At 71.5% G+C, this 20,634-nt stretch carries 19 protein-coding genes; 8 read left to right on the top strand and 11 right to left on the bottom strand.

The features are described from left to right. Positions 1-99: 99 nt before the first annotated feature. The 6 genes from B7R87_RS23520 to B7R87_RS23495 all read right to left on the bottom strand — a co-directional run bounded on the left by B7R87_RS23520 (position 100) and on the right by B7R87_RS23495 (position 5,757). Positions 100-765, bottom strand: coding sequence for a DUF6230 family protein (locus B7R87_RS23520; protein WP_040914174.1), 666 nt, complete (start codon positions 763-765; stop codon positions 100-102). A gap of 625 nt (positions 766-1,390) precedes the next feature. Then, complete coding sequence (locus B7R87_RS23515; RefSeq protein ID WP_040914176.1) at positions 1,391-2,362, bottom strand: tetratricopeptide repeat protein; 972 nt, start codon at positions 2,360-2,362, stop codon at positions 1,391-1,393. Positions 2,363-2,531: 169 nt separating this feature from the next. After that, positions 2,532-4,232, bottom strand: coding sequence for an acyl-CoA mutase large subunit family protein (locus B7R87_RS23510; protein ID WP_006346553.1), 1,701 nt, complete (start codon positions 4,230-4,232; stop codon positions 2,532-2,534). 108 nt (positions 4,233-4,340) lie between these two features. Next, positions 4,341-4,667 (bottom strand): DUF3817 domain-containing protein, encoded by a 327-nt coding sequence (locus B7R87_RS23505; protein ID WP_040914177.1) that lies wholly within the window; start codon positions 4,665-4,667, stop codon positions 4,341-4,343. A gap of 90 nt (positions 4,668-4,757) precedes the next feature. After that, entirely contained in the window at positions 4,758-5,267 is a 510-nt protein-coding gene (locus B7R87_RS23500; RefSeq protein ID WP_006346555.1) for a MarR family winged helix-turn-helix transcriptional regulator, read from the bottom strand. 142 nt (positions 5,268-5,409) lie between these two features. Further along, positions 5,410-5,757: a DUF3817 domain-containing protein gene (locus tag B7R87_RS23495; protein WP_006346556.1), complete on the bottom strand. Its 348-nt coding sequence runs from the start codon at positions 5,755-5,757 to the stop codon at positions 5,410-5,412. Positions 5,758-5,948: 191 nt separating this feature from the next. On the opposite strand from B7R87_RS23495, the gene B7R87_RS23490 reads away from it, so the two are divergent. The 4 genes from B7R87_RS23490 (at position 5,949) to B7R87_RS23475 (ending at position 8,721) form a co-directional block, all read left to right on the top strand. Further along, on the top strand, positions 5,949-6,587 hold the full coding sequence (locus B7R87_RS23490; protein WP_078902129.1) for an AIM24 family protein: 639 nt from the start codon (positions 5,949-5,951) through the stop codon (positions 6,585-6,587). Next, positions 6,587-7,237 (top strand): AIM24 family protein, encoded by a 651-nt coding sequence (locus B7R87_RS23485; protein ID WP_006346558.1) that lies wholly within the window; start codon positions 6,587-6,589, stop codon positions 7,235-7,237. Before B7R87_RS23490 ends, B7R87_RS23485 begins: the two co-directional genes overlap by 1 nt. Continuing rightward, entirely contained in the window at positions 7,234-8,022 is a 789-nt protein-coding gene (locus B7R87_RS23480) for an AIM24 family protein (RefSeq protein WP_006346559.1), read from the top strand. The genes B7R87_RS23485 and B7R87_RS23480 overlap by 4 nt, the downstream gene beginning before the upstream one ends. A 216-nt stretch (positions 8,023-8,238) precedes the next feature. Continuing rightward, positions 8,239-8,721 (top strand): MarR family winged helix-turn-helix transcriptional regulator, encoded by a 483-nt coding sequence (locus B7R87_RS23475; RefSeq protein ID WP_006346560.1) that lies wholly within the window; start codon positions 8,239-8,241, stop codon positions 8,719-8,721. A 32-nt stretch (positions 8,722-8,753) separates the two neighbouring features. Here B7R87_RS23475 and B7R87_RS23470 read toward each other — a convergent pair whose 3' ends face one another. Both B7R87_RS23470 and B7R87_RS23465 read right to left on the bottom strand, forming a co-directional pair. Then, positions 8,754-10,166 (bottom strand): sensor histidine kinase, encoded by a 1,413-nt coding sequence (locus tag B7R87_RS23470; RefSeq protein WP_006346561.1) that lies wholly within the window; start codon positions 10,164-10,166, stop codon positions 8,754-8,756. Beyond that, positions 10,163-10,831, bottom strand: coding sequence for a response regulator transcription factor (locus tag B7R87_RS23465; protein ID WP_006346562.1), 669 nt, complete (start codon positions 10,829-10,831; stop codon positions 10,163-10,165). Before B7R87_RS23465 ends, B7R87_RS23470 begins: the two co-directional genes overlap by 4 nt. A 120-nt stretch (positions 10,832-10,951) precedes the next feature. Here B7R87_RS23465 and B7R87_RS23460 point away from each other — a divergent pair, with 120 nt between their 5' ends. Then, a complete protein-coding gene (locus tag B7R87_RS23460; RefSeq protein WP_006346563.1) occupies positions 10,952-11,539 on the top strand; it encodes a PepSY domain-containing protein in 588 nt (195 codons plus the stop codon). A gap of 36 nt (positions 11,540-11,575) precedes the next feature. On the opposite strand, the gene B7R87_RS23455 is transcribed toward B7R87_RS23460, so the two are convergent. From B7R87_RS23455 to B7R87_RS23445, 3 genes are all read right to left on the bottom strand, one after another. Beyond that, a protein-coding gene (locus B7R87_RS23455; RefSeq protein ID WP_198965074.1) for an IS5 family transposase occupies positions 11,576-12,384 on the bottom strand; the annotation gives its coding sequence in 2 pieces (ribosomal slippage) (positions 11,576-12,034 and positions 12,037-12,384; 807 coding nt in all). A gap of 216 nt (positions 12,385-12,600) precedes the next feature. Continuing rightward, positions 12,601-13,560: a methylmalonyl Co-A mutase-associated GTPase MeaB gene (gene meaB / locus B7R87_RS23450; protein ID WP_006346564.1), complete on the bottom strand. Its 960-nt coding sequence runs from the start codon at positions 13,558-13,560 to the stop codon at positions 12,601-12,603. A gap of 120 nt (positions 13,561-13,680) precedes the next feature. Beyond that, positions 13,681-14,868 carry an acetyl-CoA C-acetyltransferase gene (locus tag B7R87_RS23445; RefSeq protein WP_006346565.1) on the bottom strand — a complete coding sequence of 396 codons (1,188 nt, stop codon included), beginning with the start codon at positions 14,866-14,868 and terminating at the stop codon, positions 13,681-13,683. A gap of 194 nt (positions 14,869-15,062) precedes the next feature. On the opposite strand from B7R87_RS23445, the gene mce reads away from it, so the two are divergent. The 3 genes from mce (at position 15,063) to B7R87_RS23430 (ending at position 20,598) form a co-directional block, all read left to right on the top strand. Continuing rightward, a complete protein-coding gene (gene mce, locus B7R87_RS23440; protein ID WP_006346566.1) occupies positions 15,063-15,491 on the top strand; it encodes a methylmalonyl-CoA epimerase in 429 nt (142 codons plus the stop codon). Between the two features lie 169 nt (positions 15,492-15,660). Continuing rightward, on the top strand, positions 15,661-19,545 hold the full coding sequence (gene scy, locus B7R87_RS23435; protein ID WP_130584817.1) for a polarized growth protein Scy: 3,885 nt from the start codon (positions 15,661-15,663) through the stop codon (positions 19,543-19,545). Positions 19,546-19,659: 114 nt separating this feature from the next. Further along, complete coding sequence (locus tag B7R87_RS23430) at positions 19,660-20,598, top strand: coiled-coil domain-containing protein (protein WP_006346569.1); 939 nt, start codon at positions 19,660-19,662, stop codon at positions 20,596-20,598. The last annotated feature ends 36 nt before the right edge of the window (positions 20,599-20,634 follow it).

The raw sequence follows: 20,634 nt of genomic DNA, 5'->3' as shown, positions 1-20,634 counted from the left end.
TCGGCGGGCGGTCACAGCCGCACCGGTGTCACCACCCGCCCGGACACCGGGCCCTCGCTTCCGGATCGTGCCGGTCCGGCCGACCCGGAAGACGAGGTCCTAGCCCGTGAAGCACTCGTTGCCGTTGCCGGATCCCTTCTTCAGCTTCATGCTCAGACCACCGAGCGTGAAGGTGCCGGCCGTGGTGGACCACGTCTTCTGCTCCACCTCGGTCAGATACGCCTCATCGGCCTGCTGGGCGAACCCGTTGGGGCTGATGTTGTCCTTGACGACGGGACCCTTGCCCCCCGGCTCGCCCTGGTCCGTGTGCCGGGCCGCGATACCGATGTCGATATTGCCGAACTGGGCGACCTTGGCCCTGAGCTCGGACACGTCCAGATAGAGGTTCTGGGCCGTGACCGACGAGCCGGGGCCTCCCGCGTCCAGCCGGAGGGTGAACGCCCCCAGGAACGGCAGGTCCAGGACCACCGACTGGCACATGTCCTCGATGGTCGCGGACTTGAAGGTGGAGATCATCACCGGACGCTTGACCTTCCGGTCCCCCTCCAGCTCCACATACCCGTCGACGACTCCGCCGTACTGAGCGAACCCCTGACCGTCGAGGGAAGCGGCACTGACCTTGAACTCCTGGCCCGACACCGCGAAGGACGCCGCGAGCGCCCCCTGTGCCAGGCCGACACCGATCGCGGCCGTCGCGGCCACACTCGGCACCATGACTATGGCGAACCGCTTCCATCTGGTTCCGCCACGAGCCACAGACTCCATGACTGTTCCTCCTTCTCGGACGTACCACCTCCGGCACGGCGCCGAACGCCCGTCCGGAGATGGGAGAAGTGCTACGTCCTCGGGAAGGAGAGCGCCCGCGCCGCCGGGCGCGTACCGCGTCCGGACCACCGGCGATCACCCCCGAGCGACAACCGCTGCCGCGTCCGACGGATCGGTTGCGGCCTCGGGTCGGACAGGCCCCGGCGTACGACGGGAACCCCCCTGTCCTCGTCCGGCGCGCCGCCGGCCGGCCCGGTGGGGACCCAGCTACCGCGGGCACGGAGGCACGGTGCGGTAGTGGACCGAGCGTGGCCGATCGTCGTGCATTCCACGCCTTGACACAAGGGGGGTCGTTACCGACTAGTAACCAACCGATGGCCACAACGACACCTCAGCGTGCTGTGCGGCGACACAGGGTGGGGCGGCCCCGGGCGCCGGACCGGGCGAAAGAAGGAGAAAACCGGGCGGAGGGCCACAGCCGGTTTACTGCGAGTAACAGCAGTCGCCTTTGCCAAGTTTTAGTAAAGTGCGGCGGTCCTTTGTCACCGCGCTGCCAAAACGGCGACGGTACGTGATCCCGTACCGCCGCCGTTCACCCCGGCCCGCAACGGGCCATGACGGTACGTCAGTAGAGGGCGCGCGCCAGCGCCGAGCGCGCCGCCGTGACCCGGGGGTCGTCCCCGCCGACCACTTCGAACAGCTCCAGCAGCCGCAGCCGGGCCGCGTCCCGCTCCTCGCCGCGGGTCCGCCGGACCGTCTCGACGAGCCGGCCGAAGGCGTCCTCGACATGGCCGCCGACGAGGTCCAGATCGGCCGCCGCGATCTGGGCGGTGACGTCCTCGGGCCGGGCCGCGGCTTCCTCGCGCACCCGCTGCGGGTTCAGGTCCTTCACCCGGCCCAGCAGATCCGCCTGCGCGAGCCCGAGCTTGGCCTCCGTATTGCCGGGGTCGTCCGAGAGGACGTTCTGGTAGGCCCGCACCGCGCCCGCGAAGTCACCCGCGTCCAGTGCGTCGACGGCCGCCGCCAGCAGGGCGTCGTACGGTCCGGGCGGCGCCGCCTGCTCCTCGGCGGGGGCGTCTTCGGCGTCCGCGTCGACGGCGATTCCGGTCAGACCGAAGCGCTGCTCGGCGACCTCGATCAGCTGGTCCAGGGTGGCCCGGATCTGCTGCTCCGGGGCGGCGCCCTGGAAGAGCGGCAGCGCCTGGCCCGCGACCACGGCGAAGACCGCCGGGATGCCCTGGATACCGAACTGCTGCATCAGCAGCTGGTTGGCGTCGACGTCGATCTTGGCGAGCACGAACCGGCCGTTGTACTCCAGGGCCAGCTTCTCCAGGAGGGGGCCGAGCTGCTTGCAGGGCTGGCACCACTCGGCCCAGAAGTCGAGGACGACCGGGACCTCGGCCGACCGCTGGAGGACTTCCTGCTCGAAGCCCGCCTCGTCGACGTCGATCACCAGACTGGAGGGGGCGACGGCCGCGCCGCCGCCCTGGCGTGCGGCCTCGGCACGGGCCTGCTCCGCCTTGACCTTGGCCTCACCGGCCGCCTTCACTGCGGCGAGGTCGACGACACCGCTCATGGACATGTTCCTAGGCTGCATGGGTACATCCTCCCCCCTCGGCCCGCGCAAGTGAAAAGCACGGCCCGAAATGCACGGTGCGCGGACCACCGGGGGCGCCCGCGGCCGCCCGGAGCGGGCCCGGACCGGCCGTACCGTACGGCTCTGCGGCTGCAGCTGCCATGGGGCCGGGCCCGGGTCGTACCGCCTCTCAGAAGCCCGGCGGCTCCGTGTACGTACCCCACTCGTCCCGCAGGGCGTCGCAGATCTCGCCGAGCGTCGCCTCCGCCCGTACCGCGTCCAGCATCGGGCCGATCATGTTCGATCCGTCGCGGGCCGCGGTCAGCATCGCCCCGATCGCGGACCGCACCCGGGCGTCGTTCCGTCCGGCCCTCCGGTCGGCCAGGATCCGTACCTGGTCCCGCTCCACCTCGTGGCCGACCCGCAGGATCTCCAGATCGCCGGTGACCGAACCGTGGTGCACATTGACGCCGACGACCCGCTTCTCGCCCTTCTCCAGCGCCCGCTGGTAGCGGAAGGCGGATTCCGCGATCTCCCCGGTGAACCAGCCGTCCTCGATGCCCCGCAGGATGCCCGAGGTCATCGGCCCGATCGGATGCCGTCCGTCGGGGTGGGCCCGGCGGCCCCGCTCCCTGATCTGCTCGAAGATCTTCTCCGCGTCGGCCTCGATGCGGTCGGTGAGCTGCTCCACGTACCAGGAGCCGCCGAGCGGATCGGCGACATTGGCGACCCCCGTCTCCTCCATGAGCACCTGCTGGGTGCGCAGGGCGATCTCCGCCGCCTGCGCGCTGGGCAGGGCGAGGGTCTCGTCGAGGGCGTTGGTGTGCAGGGACTGGGTGCCGCCGAGGACCGCCGACAGCGCCTCGACCGCGGTCCGTACGACGTTGTTGTACGGCTGCTGCGCGGTCAGCGAGACACCCGCGGTCTGGGTGTGGAAGCGCAGCCACTGCGCCTTGTCGCTCCGGGCGCCGTAGACGTCGCGCAGCCAGCGCGCCCAGATCCGCCGGGCCGCCCGGAACTTGGCGATCTCCTCGAAGAAGTCGAGGTGGGCGTCGAAGAAGAAGGAGAGCCCGGGTGCGAACGTGTCCACGTCGAGGCCGCGGCTGAGCCCCAGCTCGACGTAGCCGAAGCCGTCGGCGAGGGTGTACGCCAGCTCCTGTGCGGCCGTCGCCCCGGCCTCGCGGATGTGGTAGCCGGAGACCGAGAGCGGCTTGTACGCGGGGATACCGGCCGCGCAGTGCTCCATCAGATCGCCGATCAGCCGCAGATGCGGCTCGGGCTGGAAGAGCCACTCCTTCTGGGCGATGTACTCCTTGAAGATATCGGTCTGGAGGGTGCCGTTCAGTACGGCGGGATCGACGCCCTGACGCTCCGCGGCGACCAGGTACATGCAGAAGACGGGGACCGCGGGCCCGCTGATCGTCATCGACGTCGTCACATCACCGAGCGGGATGTCCTGGAAGAGGACTTCCATATCGGCGGCCGAGTCGATCGCGACCCCGCAGTGGCCGACCTCGCCGAGGGAGCGCGGATCGTCGGAGTCCCGGCCCATCAGGGTGGGCATGTCGAACGCCACGGAGAGCCCGCCGCCGCCCGCGGCCAGGATCATCTTGTAGCGCTCATTGGTCTGCTCGGCGTTGCCGAAGCCCGCGAACTGGCGGATGGTCCAGGTCCGGCCGCGATAGCCGGTCGGGTGGAGCCCCCGGGTGAAGGGGTACTCGCCGGGCCAGCCGATCCGCTCGAATCCCTCGTAGGCGTCGCCGGGCCGGGGCCCGTAGACCGGCTCGACCGGATCCCCGGAGAGCGTGGTGAAGTCCGCGTCGCGCTTGCGGGCCTTGTCGTAGCGGGCCTGCCAGCGCCGGCGGCCCTCCTCGATCGCGTGAGCGTCCATGCTTCCAATTTACTAGGACGTCCTAGTAAAAGTCGATGAGCCGACGCCGCACGGATGAAACGTGCGGCGTCCGGGTGAATCCGGCCCCCGGCGGAAGCGGCGGAGGCCTTACGCCTTGACGGGCTGCGGGGCCGGGCCGTCGATCAGCGCCCGGGTCTCCCTGGTGATCTTCGGCTCGACGAAGAAGGAGGCCACCGGAATGCAGCCGACCACCAGCACCCAGAGCAGCTTGCCGAAGCCCCACTTCGCCTTGGAGCCCAGATCGAAGGCGAAGATCACGTACACGATGAAGAGAATGCCGTGGATCTGCGAGATCACCATGGTGTCGCCGGTGCTGAAGCCGTACTTCAGCACGATGGCGCCGGTGAACACCAGCAGCCAGACGGCGGTGATGTACGCCATCACCCGGTAGCGGGTCAGCACGGTTTGTTTCATGGCGCCGAGCCTATCCGGGCGCGGATACCACCCTGCGGGCGGGGTGTCCAGCCCCCTCCGCCGCAAGGGCGCCCCCCTCGTCACTCCTCGTCACTCCTCGTCGAAATCTTCGGCCGCCACCCGCAGCGGGCGCAGCATCGCGAAGATCTCGGCGCACTCCTCGGCGTCGTACGCGCCGAGCCCGAAGTCCATCGCCATCAGGTCCCGGGTGGCCGCCTCGACGACGTCCCGGCCCTTGGGGGTGATGGAGGCGAGGGTGCCGCGCCCGTCGTTCGGATTGGGACGCTTGGCCACCAGACCCGATCTGACCAGCCGGTCCACGGTGTTGGTCACGGAGGTGGGGTGGACCATCAGCCGCTCGCCGATCTTGGACATCGGCAGCTCCCCGGCCTTGGAGAAAGTGAGCAGCACCAGCGCCTCGTAGCGGGCGAAGGTCAGTCCGTACGGCTTGACCACGGCGTCGACCTCGGCGAGCAGGATCTGGTGCGCCCGCATGATCGACGTGATCGCCGCCATGGACGGCACCGGGCCCCAGCGCTGCCGCCACAGCTCGTCGGCGCGGGCGATGGGGTCGAAGGAGAGGCTGAGCGGCTTGGACACGGCCCCGACCCTACCGACTGGTCAGGGCGGCGTCCGTCCCGTCTCGCCCTTCGAACGGCGGTCCCGGACGGGCCGGTCCCCGGAAACACGGAAGGGCCGCCCTCCGCGTACCGAACGCGGAGGACGGCCCGGGCCGGCCGTCTCAGACGGTGTCGACCACGCCTTCGCGGCGGGCGCGGGAGGCGATCACCGCGTCCTCCGCCGAACGCTTCAGCTTGCGCTCCGCGACGAAACCGCCGAGCGGGACGACGGCCAGCACGAAGTAGAGCGCCGCGGTCTTGAACTCCCAGCGGGTCCGGTTCCAGGCGTCGGCCCAGAACAGGACGTAGATGATGAACAGAATGCCGTGGATCATGCCGAGCGCGGGCACCGCGTTGAAGTCCGTCGTGCGCTTGAGCACCGACGCGATGATCAGCAGGACGAAGGAGGCGCCCTCGGGCGCCGAGATCAGCCGGAGGCGGTGGAGGGCGGAGGCGGTCTTGATGTCCACGGCGGGTGCACCTTTGCGGGGAGACGATCTTGTGAACGCGCTCACAAGCGCAGGCCCCATTCTGACAGCCGCTTTTGCCGAGCCTTTGTCCGGGGTGGGGGTCGGGGTGGGGGTCGGTGCGGGGGTCGGTGCGGCGGGCATCGTTCCCAGGGGCCTGTTGTCCGCCCGCCGGCGCCGGTTACCGTCGCCTGGTGGCAACCTTCCGGCTCCAGGGGAGCAAAGTGCTCGCGGTCGATCTGGCCGGCGACGCCGTCAAAGTGAAGAACGGGTCGATGGTCGCGTACGACGGCCGGATGGCCTTCAAGAAGCTGTCCGGGGGCGGTGAGGGCATCCGCGGCATGGTGACCCGCAGGCTCACCGGCGAGCAGATGACCCTGATGGAGGTGAAGGGCGAGGGCACCTGCTTCTTCGCCGACCGGGCGTCGGAGATCAGCCTGGTCGCCCTGAACGGCGAGAAGCTGTACGTCGAGTCGAGCAACCTCCTCGCGGCGGACGGCGGGCTGCGCACCGGGACGAGCTTCACCGGGCTGCGCGGCGGGGCGAGCGGCAACGGACTCTTCACCACCACGGTCGAGGGCACCGGCCGGGCCGCGATCATGTCGGACGGCACGGCGGTGGTGCTCCGGGTCACCCCGCAGTACCCCCTCTCCGTCGACCCCGGCGCCTACGTCGCCCACCAGGGCGATCTGCGCCAGAACTTCCAGTCGGGCGTCACCTTCCGCACCCTCGTCGGCGAGGGCGGAGGCGAGGCCTTCCAGATCCGCTTCGAGGGCGACGGCCTGGTCTATGTGCAGCCCAGTGAGCGGAACACGATCGGCGGCGAGGTCTAGTGGGCTTCCGGGAGATCAACTCCAAGATGGTCGAGGCGACCCTCGCCCCGGGGCAGCGGCTCTACAGCCAGCGCGGCGCCATGATCGCGTACCGCGGCGAGGTCGGCTTCACCCCGAGTACGACCGGCGGCAGCGGTGGTATCGGCGGCATGATCGGCCGCCGGGTGGCGGGCGAGGCCACCCCGCTGATGAAGGTCGAGGGCAGCGGGACGGTGATGTTCGGGCACGGCGGCCACCACATCCAGGTGGTGGAGCTGACCGGCGACACCCTCTATGTCGAGGCGGACCGGCTGCTCGCCTTCGACGGGACCCTGGAGCAGGGCACGGTGTTCCTCGGCGCCCAGGGCGGCGTCATGGGCATGGTCCGCGGCCAGGTGACCGGCCAGGGGCTGTTCACCACCACGCTCCGCGGCCACGGCTCGGTCGCGGTGATGGCCCACGGCGGGGTGATCGAACTGCCGATCGTGCCGGGCCGCCCGGTCCATGTCGACCCGCAGGCGTACGTGGCCCACCACGGCGACGTACAGAACAAGCTCTCCACCGCGCTGGGCTGGCGCGACATGGTGGGGCGCGGTTCGGGTGAGGCGTTCCAGCTGGAGCTGAGCGGGCGGGGCGCGGTGCTCGTCCAGGCATCGGAGGAGAAGCTGTGACCGGTTCCGGCGACCGTCCCGTGGTGCACGACCCCACCACCCTCCCCGGCGACGACAACGTCAATGCGTACACCTTCTGCGTGGAGCTCAAGGGGAGCCAGTGGTTCCTGCAGAAGGGGAAGATGATCGCCTATTACGGACGGATCGACTTCAACGGCATCGGCCACGGGCGGCTCGACCGGCTGCTGCGGACCTCCTTCCACTCGCCGCTGCACGCCTCGGACTGGGTGGTGGCGGAGGGCAGCGGCAAGATGCTGCTGGCCGACCGGGCCTTCGACGTCAACTCCTTCGACCTGGACGACGGCAATCTGACGATCCGGGCCGGGAACCTGCTGGCGTACCAGCCGTCCCTGGCGCTGAAGCAGTCGATCGTGCCGGGCTTCCTCACCCTGATCGGTACGGGGAAGTTCGTGGCCGCCTCCAACGGTCCGGTGGTCTTCATGGAGCCGCCGCTGCGGGTCGATCCCCAGGCGCTGGTGGGCTGGGCCGACTGCCCTTCGCCCTGCCACCACTACGACCACGGCTATATGACCGGGGTGATGGGCGGGCTGCGGGCGCTCACCGGGATCGGCGGGGCGTCGGGCGAGGAGCACCAGTTCGAGTTCGCTGGCGCCGGGACGGTGCTGCTCCAGTCGACGGAGACGCTGCTGCCGGAGACCGCGACGGGGGCGCCTCCGGCGCAGGCGGGGGTGCCGGGCGGTCACGGCGGGGGCCAGGGGCAGCACGGCTCGGCGCCCCGGCTGCCCGGTCAGCTGGGTGATCTCCAGCGCCGTTTCGGCCTCTGAGCGGCCCCCGGCCGGGCAGGGCGCGTACGCCGCGGGACGTCCGCGCCCCTTGCACGCTGCGTACACTGCGCAGTCACACGGGTGGTCACAGTGGCGGTGCGGTACCGGCCGGGATGCCGGGGCCCGTGAGGGGCGTATCGCGCGTGCGCTGCGGGTCTCGTGAACGCGCCCGCCAAAAATAGTCCGCTTTTCAACTTTTTTAGGTAGAATCCTTCTATGGAGACCGAGACCGAGACGGCCACTCGCTGGCTCACCGAGGACGAACAGTTCACCTGGCGCACGCACCTCGACGTCAGCCGGCTGCTGATGCACCAGCTGGAGAAGGACCTCCAGCCGTTCGGGCTGACGAACAACGACTACGAGATCCTGGTCAACCTCTCCGAATCGCCCGACCTGCGGCTGCGGATGAGCGACCTGGCCGCCGCGACCCTGCAGTCCAAGAGCCGGCTCTCCCACCAGATCACCCGGATGGAGACCGCGGGACTGGTCCGCCGGGAGAACTGCGAATCGGACCGGCGCGGACTGTACGCGGTCCTCACCGACGCGGGCATGGAGACGATGCGGCGGGTCGCACCGCACCACGTGGCGTCCGTGCGCCGGCACTTCATCGACCTGATGGCCCCGGAGGCCCTGGCCGATCTGCGGGAATCCCTGACCCCGGTGGCCGAGCATCTGCGCGGCCGGCGCGGCAAAGTCTGAGTCCCCGGCCGGCACGAGCACCGGCACCGGCATCACTCCGCGGGCAGCCTCAGCACGAAGAGCGCACCGCCCGCCCGCGACTCCCCCACCGTCAGCGTCCCGCCGTGGCGCTCCGCCACGTCCCGGGCGATGGCCAGCCCCAGCCCGGCGCCGCCCTCGTCCCGGGAGCGGGCGTCGTCGAGCCGGACGAACCGCTCGAAGATCCGCTCCCGCTCGGCGTCCGGCACCCCGGATCCGTCGTCGCCGACCGCGAGCACCGCGGCCCCGCCCTCCCGCGTGACGGACACGGTCACCTCACCCGCCGCATGCCGCTCCGCGTTGTCCAGCAGATTGCCCAGCACCCGGTCGAGCTGCCCCGCCGAGCCGAGCACCTCCACCCCGTCCGCGGCGGTCACCACGACCGGCACCCGCCCGGCACCGCCCCGCTGCGACACCTGCTCGCGCACCAGCGCAGACAGATCCACCACCGCCCGGCCGGGCCGCTCCCCCGCGTCCAGCCGGGCCAGCAGCAGCAGATCGGCCGCGAGCTGCTGCAGCCGTACGGTGTCGGCCACCGCGCCCGGCACGTCCAGCAGCTCGGGATGGGCCTCGCCCACTTCGAGCTGGGTCCGCAGGGAGGCGATCGGGCTGCGCAGCTCGTGCGAGGCGTCCGCGACGAACCGGCGCTGCCGCTCCACGGACGCCTCCAGCGCCGCGAGGGTCTCGTTGGTGGTCCGGGCCAGCCGGGCCACCTCGTCCCGGGTGCCGGGCTCCGGCACCCGCCGGGACAGATCCTCGGACGCGGTGATCTCGGCCATCTCGGCCCGGATGTCCTCGACCGGCTTCAGCGCCCGCCGGGTCACCAGCCAGGTCACCCCGCCGACCACCACCAGCAGCACCGGCAGCCCGGCGAGCATCGCCTCCCGTACCGACTCCACCGCGTGCTGCTCCACGGCGAGCGGGGCGCCCGCGTAGACGGTCACGGTCAGACCGCCGCCGGTGGTCGCCTCCACGGCCGCGAAACGGTACTCGGCGCTCTCGCCGTCGACGGTCGCCTCGCCCCGGCTGAACCGCGGCTCCTTCCCCGACACCTGGCCGCGCTCGGGATCGTCGTCCTCCTGGTCCCGGTCCGGCTCGTCCTCGCCGGTGGGCAGCGGCTCGGGCTTCACCCCCGTACTGCCGGTACCGGAGATCTTCTCCAGGTCCTTGCTGACGGCGACGGTCTTCCCGTCCTCGTCGACGACCTGGACCGGGCGGTCCTCCGGGGAGGTGACCGAGATCGGCCCGTCCCCCGCCTCCCGGGCGATCTGCGAGGCGACCTCGCGGGCGGTGACCTCGGCCTGGAGTTCGGCCTGGTCGGTCAGGTACGCCCGCAGCACCAGCAGCACCGAGAATCCGGCGACCACCAGGGCGACGGCGACGACAGCGGTGGCTCCCAGCGCGGCCTTGGCCCGTACGGATCTCATCGCCCGGCCACCAGACGGTAGCCCGCGCCGCGCACGGTCTGGATGCACTCGGCGCCCAGTTTCCGGCGGAGCGCGCTGATGTAGACCTCGATGATGTTGGGGTCGCCGTCGTAGGCGAAGTCCCAGACGTGCTCCAGAATCTGCGCCTTGCTGACGACCTCCCCGGCGCGGACCGCGAGCTGCTCCAGGACGGCGAACTCCTTCGCCGTGAGGGTGATCTCCCGCTCCGCGCGGAAGACCCGGCGGGCCGCGGTCTCCACCCGCAGATCGCCGACGGTGAGGGTGGGGGACGCCCCGGCGCCGCGGCCACGGCGGCGCAGCAGCGCCTTGATCCGGGCGATCAGCACGACGTACGAGAACGGCTTGGTCAGATAGTCGTCGGCGCCGGTGTCGAGGCCCTCGGCCTCGTCGTACTCGCCGTCCTTCGCGGTCAGCATCAGGATCGGTACGTCGTTCCCGGCGGCGCGCAGGGCGGCGCAGATCCGGTAGCCGTTCATCCCGGGCAGCATGATGTCGAGGAGCAGCAGGTCGTAGTCGCCCTCGGCGGCACGGTGGAGCCCTTCGAGACCGTCGTGGACCACGTCCACGGCATAGCCCTCGGCGGTCAGTCCCTTGGCGAGGGAGAGCGCGAGGCGCTTCTCGTCCTCAACGATCAGCAGACGCATGCCCTCAGGGTCGCAAACCCGACCTGAAGAAGCCTTCAGGTGGCTTCAGGCGGCGTTCAGGGTCACCCGGCCAGATTGGTGGTCGTCCGGTTAACGACCCAACGACGGGAATCCCCACTCATGAAGCGCAAGATCGTCATCGCCACCGCCGTCGCCGCCCTGATGGCCGGCGGCACCCTGACCGCGTTCGCCGCAACCGGTTCCGACGACGACCGCACCCCGCCCGCCGCGAAGGTCACCCTGACCGAGGCGACCGACGCCGCGCTGGCGAAGGTGCCGGGCACGGTGGAGTCCGCCGACCGCGACGACGACGGCAAGGGCGACTGGGAGATCGACATCCGCACCTCCGAGGGCACGGAGCGCGAGGTCCGGGTGGATGCGCAGAACGGATCCGTGCGAGTGGAGACCGGCGACGACCGCGACGACCGCGACGACGCCGGTGAAGACCGCGACGACCGGGACGAGCAGGACGAGGCCCGGGACGACCGCGACGACACGGACAAGCAGGACGACCGGGACGACGCCGCGGCCGCCGCCGCCGCGAAGACCACGTCCGCCGAGGCGCAGGCCGCGGCCCTGAAGCTGCACCCGGGCACCGTCACGGACGTCGAGTTCGACGACGCCCGCTGGGAGATCGACATCAAGGGCAACGACGGCAAGTGGTACGACATCGACGTCGACGCCACCACGGGCAAGGCTGTTTCTTAGGGCTCGGTTCGCCTCCGGGGCGCTTAAGACGCCATTTCACTTGGTGAGTCTGCGATGACATATGAGGGTCGCGGCGATGGCAGTGAAGGCGAGGAAGTGTTCCGGCTTGCGCTCATAGCGGCGGTGGAGGCGTCGGCATCCGGACAGCCACGACACGGTCCGCTCCACGACCCAGCGATGACGGCCCAGGCGCCGGGATGACTCGACGCCCTTACGGGCAAGACGGTGCCGGATGCCTCGGGAGGCGAGCCATCGCCGCAGGTGGCGGTAGTCGTATCCCTTGTCGCCATGCAGCTTGCCGGGTCGGCGACGTCGCGGGCCGCGACGTGAGCGGATGGGCGGGATGCCGCAGACCAGCGGGATGAGGGCCTGGCTGTCGTGGAGGTTGGCGGCCGAGATGCCGACCGAAAGGGGCAGGCCCCGGCGGTCGACGATGAGGTGGATTTTCGATCCGTTCTTGCCACGGTCGGTCGGATTCGGTCCTGTCAGCCGCCCCCTTTGAGAGCCCGGACGCTGACGGAGTCGATCGCGCACCGCGACCAGTCCAGGTCGCCTCGGGAGCCGAGTTCGTCCAGGACCAGGCGGTGGAGCTTGGCCCACACCCTGGCCTCGGTCCACTCGGCGAACCGGCGGAAGGCCGTCACCCCTGACAGCCCGAAGCCCGGCGGGAGCTGGTTCCAGGTACAGCCCGAGGTGGCCACGAAGATGATCGCGGCCAGCACCTCACGATCCCCCCGACGACGATGCCCACCACCCTGCGGACGTTGCGGGGCCGGCGGCACCACCCGCTGGAACAACTCCCACAAGTCCTCAGGCGCCAACCGTTCGACAAGCGCAGCAGCCATCACCCCAGACTGCCGCAAGATCACGCCAACTGAAATGGCGTCTAAGCCGAGTTCTTCAGTCGATCGTGCTCGGCCACTCGTTCCTCGCGGCCTCCGCGCGTTCTCCCTCCAGAACTCGCCGCGCCCCTTCGGCTCACTCGCCGGGTCTTGGGGCAGACGGGTCCTGAGCAGTGACCGCAGACCGCCCCCGGGGGATCCTTCACCCCGGGGGCGCCCCTACTCACCCTCCGTCAGGCTCGCGCGGAGTTCGTCCGCCGCCGCGTAGACGTCCAGCTCACCCGCCACCACCCGCGCCGCCAGAGTGCCCACCAGGCGGTCGCCGTGGACGTCGGCGATGCGTTCGCGGAGGGCGGTGAGGGCAATGGTCTCCACCTCTCCCGCCGCCCTCCGCAGCCGGCGTTCCGCGAGGACGCCGTGCTCCTCCGTCCAGGCCCGGTGCTTCTCCAGCGCCTCGACGACCTCGTCGATGCCCTCGCCCCGGGCGGCCACGGTCTTCACGATCGGCGGGCGCCAGTCGCCGGGGGCTCTGGCCTCACCGAGGCCGAGCATATGGTTCAGTTCGCGCGCGGTCGCGTCGGCACCGTCGCGGTCGGCCTTGTTGACCACGTACACATCGCCGATCTCCAGGATTCCCGCCTTCGCGGCCTGGATGCCGTCGCCCATCCCCGGCGCCAGCAGGACCACCGAGGTATCGGCCTGGGCGGCGATCTCGACCTCGGACTGGCCGACGCCGACCGTCTCGACCAGGATCACGTCGCAGCCCGCCGCGTCGAGGACGCGTACCGCCTGCGGCGCGGCCCAGGCGAGGCCGCCGAGATGGCCGCGGGTGGCCATGGAGCGGATGTAGACCCCGGGGTCGGAGGCATGGTCCGACATCCGTACCCGGTCCCCGAGGAGCGCACCGCCGGAGAACGGCGACGAGGGGTCGACGGCCAGCACCCCGACCCGTTTTCCCGCCCGGCGGTACGCGCCGACCAGGGCGGACGTCGTGGTCGACTTGCCGACACCGGGCGAGCCGGTCAGTCCGACCACATACGCCCGGCCGGTGAGCGGCGCCAGGGCCGCCATCACCTCCCGCAGCTGCGGCGACGCCCCCTCCACCAGGGAGATCAGCCGCGCGACGGCGCGCGGCTGCCCCTCCCGTGCCCGGGCGACCAGTTCGGGGACGTCCACCATGCCTCTGCTCCTCACCGCACACGCGGCCCGTGCCGCTTCCGCCTGTTGCACCGCCGCGGCCCGGTCCGGACGGCCCGGGCGGTTACGCCCCCGGGCATGGCCCGGGGGCGTAACCCGGGGCTACTTCCCCGGGCCGTTCCCCGGTACATGCAGAATCAGCGCGTCGCCCTGTCCGCCGCCGCCGCACAGCGCGGCCGCGCCCGTACCGCCGCCGCGCCGGCGCAGCTCCAGCGCGAGGTGGAGCGCGATCCGGGCGCCGGACATGCCGATGGGGTGGCCCAGTGCGATCGCGCCGCCGTTGACGTTCACCCTTTCCGGGGACACGCCGAGGTCCTTCATCGACTGCACGGCGACCGCCGCGAAGGCCTCGTTGATCTCGATGAGGTCGAGGTCGGCGACGGAGATGCCCTCCTTGGCGACCGCGTGGGCGATCGCGTTCGACGGCTGGGACTGCAGCGAGTTGTCGGGTCCTGCGACATTGCCGTGCGCGCCGATCTCCGCGAGCCACTCCAGGCCCAGCTCCTCGGCCTTGGCGCGGCTCATGACGACGACGGCCGCGGCACCGTCGGAGATCTGCGACGACGTGCCCGCGGTGATGGTGCCGTCGGCGGCGAACGCGGGCCGCAGCCGGGCCAGGTTCTCCGCCGTGGTGTCGCCCCTGATGCCCTCGTCCGCGGCGAAGACGACCGGGTCGCCCTTGCGCTGCGGGATCTCGACCGGGGTGATCTCCGCGTCGAAGAGGCCGTTCTTCTGCGCGGCGGCCGCCCGCTGGTGGGAGGCGGCGGCGAAGGCGTCCTGTTCGGCGCGGCCGATGCCGAGCCGGGTGTTGTGCTTCTCGGTGGACTCGCCCATGGCGATGTTCTCGAAGGCGTCGGTGAGGCCGTCGTGGGCCATGGAGTCCAGCATCCCGACCGCGCCGTACTTGAAGCCCTCACGGCTCTTGGGCAGCAGATGGGGGGCGTTGGTCATGGACTCCTGGCCGCCCGCGACGACGATGTCGAACTCACCGGCGCGGATCAGCTGGTCGGCGAGGGCGATGGCGTCGAGGCCGGAGAGACAGACCTTGTTGACCGTGAGCGCCGGTACGTTCATCGGGATGCCCGCCTTGACCGCGGCCTGGCGCGCCGGGATCTGTCCGGCCCCCGCCCCCAGCACCTGGCCCATGATCACGTACTGGACCTGGTCGGGGCCGATGCCCGCCCGGTCGAGCGCGGCCTTGATGGCGAAACCGCCGAGATCGGCCCCGGAGAAGGACTTCAGCGAGCCGAGGAGCCGCCCCATGGGCGTCCGTGCGCCCGCGACGATCACCGTGGTGTTTCCGTTACTGCGGGCCGTTCCTGAAGCGAGAGACGACATGAGTGACGATCCCCTTCCAGCTCGGACGCTGAGGAGTGAACGAGGGTTTACTTCAATGTACTGATCGGTACGCCCCCGGGTCACTGTGCGCCCGGTGTGACAGCGGGCACCTTGCGTAACCGGGGCCCGGACGCTCCACTGTTCCCATGCTGACGCGCATCGACCACATCGGGATCGCCTGTATCGACCTGGACGCGACCGTCGAGTTCTACCGGTCCACGTACGGCTTCGAGGTCTTCCACTCCGAGGTCAACGAGGAGCAGGGGGTACGCGAGGCCATGCTGAAGATCAACGAGACCTCCGACGGCGGCGCCTCCTACCTCCAGCTGCTCCAGCCGATCCGGGAGGACTCCCCGGTCGGGAAGTGGCTGGCCAAGAACGGTCCGGGGGTGCACCACATCGCCTTCGGCACCGCCGATGTCGACGGCGACTCGGAGGCGATCCGGGAGAAGGGGGTACGGGTCCTCTACGACGAGCCCCGGCGCGGTTCGATGGACTCCCGGATCACCTTCCTGCACCCCAAGGACTGCCACGGCGTTCTGACCGAACTCGTCACCTCTGCATCGGAGCACTGACCTTCGGGATTCCCGGCCCGGTAGAGTGGGCGGTTCCGGGCCGGGGCCGGGTCGGGGCCGCCACGCGTCCTCTCATATTGTTCTGTCACCATTCCCCGGGGGGCCGTTCGCAGGGCGAGCGGTGCTTGTGCGGGATCAGTTGCGACCAGGGGACGGATGGGACCGCGTAGTGCGGGGCTACGAACGCCAGGAGAGCCACCGAGCTGACGACGACCTCCTCTCTCGGTTCGAAGCCGAGATGGAGCGGCTGAAGACCGAGCGGGAGAAGGCCGTCCAGCACGCCGAGGACCTCGGTTACCAGGTCGAGGTGTTGCGCGCCAAGCTCCACGAGGCGCGCCGGGCCCTCGCGACCCGTCCGGCCTACGACAACGGCGACCTCGGCTACCAGGCCGAGCAGATGCTGCGGAACGCCCAGGCGCAGGCCGACCAGTTGCGGTCCGACGCCGAGCGCGAACTGCGGGACATCCGGGCCCAGGCGCAGCGGCTCCTCCAGGAGCACGCGGAGCAGCAGGCCCGGCTCCAGGCCGAGCTGCACACCGAGGCCAATCAGCGGCGCCAGCGGCTGGACCAGGAGCTGGCCGAGCGCCGGCAGACCGTCGAGGCGCACGTCAACGAGAACGTCGCCTGGGCCGAGCAGCTCCGGGCCCGTACGGAGTCCCAGGCGCGCCGGCTCCTCGACGAATCGCGCGCGGAGGCCGAGCAGGCCGTCGGACAGGCCAGGGCCGAGGCGAAACGGCTCACCGAAGAGACCCGCTCCCGGGTCGGCGCGGAGGCGGAGTCGGCCCGCGGCGAGGCGGAGGCCCTGCTGCACCGGGCCCGCCGGGACGCCGAGCGGATGCTGAACGCGGCCTCCACCCAGGCGCAGGAGGCCACCGGCCACGCCGAGCGGCTGCGCTCCGGGGCCACCGCCGAATCGGAGCAGGCCCGCCAGCAGTCGGCGGAGCTGACCCGGGCGTCCGAGCAGAAGCTCCAGGAGGCCGAGGAGCGGCTCCGCGAGGCGCGGGCCGAGGCGGAGCGGCTGGTCACCCAGGCCACGGAGGCGGCGGCCCGGCAGCAGACCACCGCGGAATCGGTGAACGAGCAGCGCACCCGTACCGCGAAGGCGGAGATCGCCCGGCTGGTGGCGGAGGCGACCGGCGAGGCGGAGACGGTCAAGGCGGAGGCCGAGCAGGTCCTCGCCGATGCCCGTTCGGAGGCCGAGAAGCAGCTGGCCGAGGCCTCGGAGAAGGCGAAGACGATCGCCGCCGAGGATTCCGCGGCGGCCATCGCCAAGGCGGCCCGGGACGCGGACGAGGTGCTCACCAAGGCGTCGGAGGACGCCCGGGAGACCACCCGCAAGGCGACCGAGGAGGCCGAGCGGATCCGCCGCGAGGCCGAGACCGAGGCGGACCGGCTGCGCGGTGAGGCCGCCGACCAGGCCGATCACATCAAGGGCGCCGCCAAGGACGACACCAAGGAGTACCGGGCCCGGACGGTCGAGCTCCAGGAGGAGGCCCGGCGGCTGCGCGGCGAGGCGGAGCAGCTCCGCTCGGAGGCCGTCGCCGAGGGCGAGCGGATCCGGGGCGAGGCCCGCCGCGAGGCCGTACAGCAGATCGAAGAGGCGGCGTCGACCGCCGAGGAGCTGCTGACGAAGGCCCGGTCGGACGCCGACGAGCTGCGGACGAGCGCGGGTGCCGAGAGCGACCGGGTCCGTACCGAAGCCATCGAGCGGGCGACGACGCTGCGCCGGCAGGCCGAGGAGACCCTGGAGCGCACCCGTACCGAGGCGGAGCGCCTCCGGGTGGAGACCGAGGAGCAGGCGGACGCGGCGCGCGCGGCGGCCGAGCAGGCCGCGGACGAGCTGCGCGAAGACGCCGAGCGGACGATGGCGGCCCGTCAGGAGGAGGCCGCCGAGTCCCTGGCGCGGCTCCACTCCGAGGCGGAGGCCCGGGTCGGGGCCGCGGAGACCGCGCTGGCGGACGCCAGGACCGAGGGCGAGCGGCTGCGGCGCGAGGCGGTGGAGGAGTCCGACCGGCTGCGCACGGAGACCGCGGAGCGGATCCGGAACCTCCGGGAGCAGTCCGAGGCGGAGGCGGACCGGCTGCGCAACGAGGCCGCCGCGGACGCCTCGGCGTCCCGGGCCGAGGCGGAGAACATCGCGGTACGGCTGCGCGGGGACGCGGCGGCCGAGGCGGAGCGGCTGAAGACCGAGGCGCAGGAGACCTCGGACCGGCTGCGGGCCGAGGCGGCAGCCGCCGCCGACCGGGTGGGTGCCGAGGCCCAGGAGGCGCTGGCGGCCGCTCAGGAGGAGGCCGGACGGCGCCGCCGGGCGGCCGAGGAGACCCTGGAGTCGGCGCGGGCCGAGGCGGACCGGGAGCGGGACCGGGCCCGGGAGCAGAGCGAAGAGCTGCTGGCGGCGGCCCGCAAGCGGGTCGAGGAGGCGCAGTCCGAGGCGCAGGCGCTGACGGAGGACGCCGACCGGCGGGCCACGGAGGCGGTGGCGGCGGCCGAGCAGACCGCCAAGCAGGTACGGGACTCCGTCGCTGGGCTGCACGAGCAGGCCGAGGAGGAGATCGCGGGGCTGCGGTCGGCGGCCGAGCACGCGGCGGGCCGGACCCGGGCCGAGGCCCAGGAGGAGTCCGACCGGCTGCGGGCGGACGCGCACTCCGCGCTGGAGCGCGCCACCGAGGACGCGGCCCAGTTGCGGGAGCGTGCGCGGACGGAGACCGAGGCGGCGAACGCGCTGGCCGAACGGACCGTCAATGAGGCGATCGCCGAATCGGACAAGGTGCGTACGGATTCCGCGGAGTACGCGCAGCGGATGCGTACCGAGGCGTCGGACACGGTGGCGGCGGCCGAGCAGGACGCGGCCAGGACCCGTGCGGACGCCCGTGACGACGCCAACCGGATCCGCTCGGAGGCGGCGGCGCAGGCGGACCGGCTGGTCGGCGAGGCGGCGGCGGAGGGCGACCGGATCCGCGCCGAGGCACAGGAGGTTCTCGACGACGCCCGCCGTACGGCCGACAAGCGGCGTGCGGACGCGGCGTCCCAGGCCGACCAGTTGCTTTCGGAGGCGCGCGGGGACGCGGAGCGGCTGCGGGCCGAGGCCGCGGAGACGGTGAACTCGGCGCAGCAGGCCGCCGAGCGGATCCGGGGCGAGGCGCAGCAGGTCAAATCGAATGCGGAGGCGGCGTCGGAGCGGATGCGGTCCGAGGCCCGCGCGGCCGCGGACCGTACGGTCGACGAGGCGCGCGAAGCGGCGGCCAAACGCCGCCGGGACGCGGCCGAGCAGGCCGACCAGCTGGTCAACAAGGCCCAGGAGGAGGCGCTGCACGCCGCCCTGGAGGCCGAGAAGCAGGCCGACACGATGGTCGGCGCGGCCCGCAAGGAAGCCGAACGGCTGGTCACCGAGGCCACCGTCGAGGGCAATTCGCTGGTGGAGCGGGCCCGGGCGGACGCGGACGAGCTGCTGGTGGGTGCCCGCCGGGACTCGACGGCCATAAGGGACCGGGCGGAGGAGCTGCGGGTCCGGGCCGAGTCCGAGGTGGAGGAGCTGCACGAGCGGGCCCGCCGGGAGACGGCCGAGCAGATGAAGGTGGCCGGCGAGCGCGTGGACCATCTGGTGAAGGCGGCCACCGAGCAGCGCAACGAGTCGGCGCAGAAGGCGGAGGAGCTGCTTTCGGAGGCGACGTCCGAGGCGAGCCGGGTCCGGATCGCGGCCGTGAAGAAGGCGGAGGGTCTCCTCAAGGAGGCCGAGCAGAAGAAGGCGGCGCTGATCCGCGAGGGCGAGGCCGTCAAGGCCGAAGCGGAGTCGGAGGCGCGGAAGCTGGTCGGTGACGGCAAGCGGGATCTGGATGTGATCCAGCGTCGGCGCGAGGACATCCAGGCGGAGATCTCCCGGGTGCAGAACGTCCTGGAGGCGCTGGAAACCTTCGAGGCTCCGACCGCCGGGGACAAGGTGCCGAAGCCGGGCGGCGGTTCGGGCGATCCGCGGAGCGGTGGTTCCGGAGGGGCCGTCAAGACCGGCGCATCGGCGGGTGTTACCCGTTCGAGTGGCAAGCCTTCACGATCTTAGCCACTCAAAAGACTGCACATTCTCTATATCAAACCTGCATCCGCTCGATGACACACCGCTTCGGCCCCTAGGATTCCCTCTATCACCTCACCGGTCTCATTCGACAGGAACCCCATGAGCGACACATCCTCACCCTTCGGCTTCGAGCTCGTGCGGCGTGGTTACGACCGCGGTCAGGTGGACGACCGCATTACCAAGCTCGTCGCCGACCGTGATAGTGCTCTGACCCGGATCACCTCTCTGGAAAAGCGCATCGAGGAGCTGCATCTCGAAACGCAGAACGCCCAGGCTCAGGTCAGCGACGCCGAGCCGTCGTACGCCGGCCTCGGCGCGCGCGTCGAGAAGATCCTCCGGCTCGCCGAGGAGGAGGCGAAGGACCTGCGCGAGGAGGCGCGCCGCGCCGCCGAGCAGCACCGTGAGCTGGCCGAGTCCGCCGCCCAGCAGGTCCGCAACGACGCCGAGTCGTTCGCCGCCGACCGCAAGGAGAAGGCGGAGGAGGAGGGCATCCGGATCGTCGAGAAGGCGAAGGGCGACGCCACCCAGCTCCGTACCGACGCGCAGAAGGACGCCCAGTCCAAGCGCGAGGAGGCGGACGCGCTCTTCGAGGAGACCCGCGCCAAGGCCGCCCAGGCCGCCGCGGACTTCGAGACGAACCTCGCCAAGCGCCGTGAGCAGTCCGAGCGGGACCTGGCGTCGCGTCAGGCGAAGGCGGAGAAGCGGCTCGCGGAGATCGAGCACCGGGCGGAGCAGCTCCGTCTGGAGGCGGAGAAGCTGCGGACGGACGCGGAGCGCCGGGCCCGGCAGACCGTGGAGACGGCGCAGCGCCAGGCCGAGGACATCGTCGCCGACGCCAACGCCAAGGCCGACCGGATCCGCAGCGAATCGGAGCGCGAGCTGGCGGCGCTCACCAACCGCCGCGACTCCATCAACGCGCAGCTCACCAACGTCCGCGAGATGCTGGCGACGCTGACCGGTGCCGCGGTGGCCGCGGCGGGCGCGCCCGTCGACGACGAGCCGATCTCGCGCGGTGTCCCGGCGCAGCAGTCCCGCTGACCCCTCGGCCGACGGCGGACCCGTTCCTCCGTACGG

This window comes from Streptomyces tsukubensis, assembly GCF_003932715.1.
Lineage (GTDB): Bacteria > Actinomycetota > Actinomycetes > Streptomycetales > Streptomycetaceae > Streptomyces > Streptomyces tsukubensis.
This window is presented reverse-complemented; position numbering and strand designations above follow the sequence as displayed.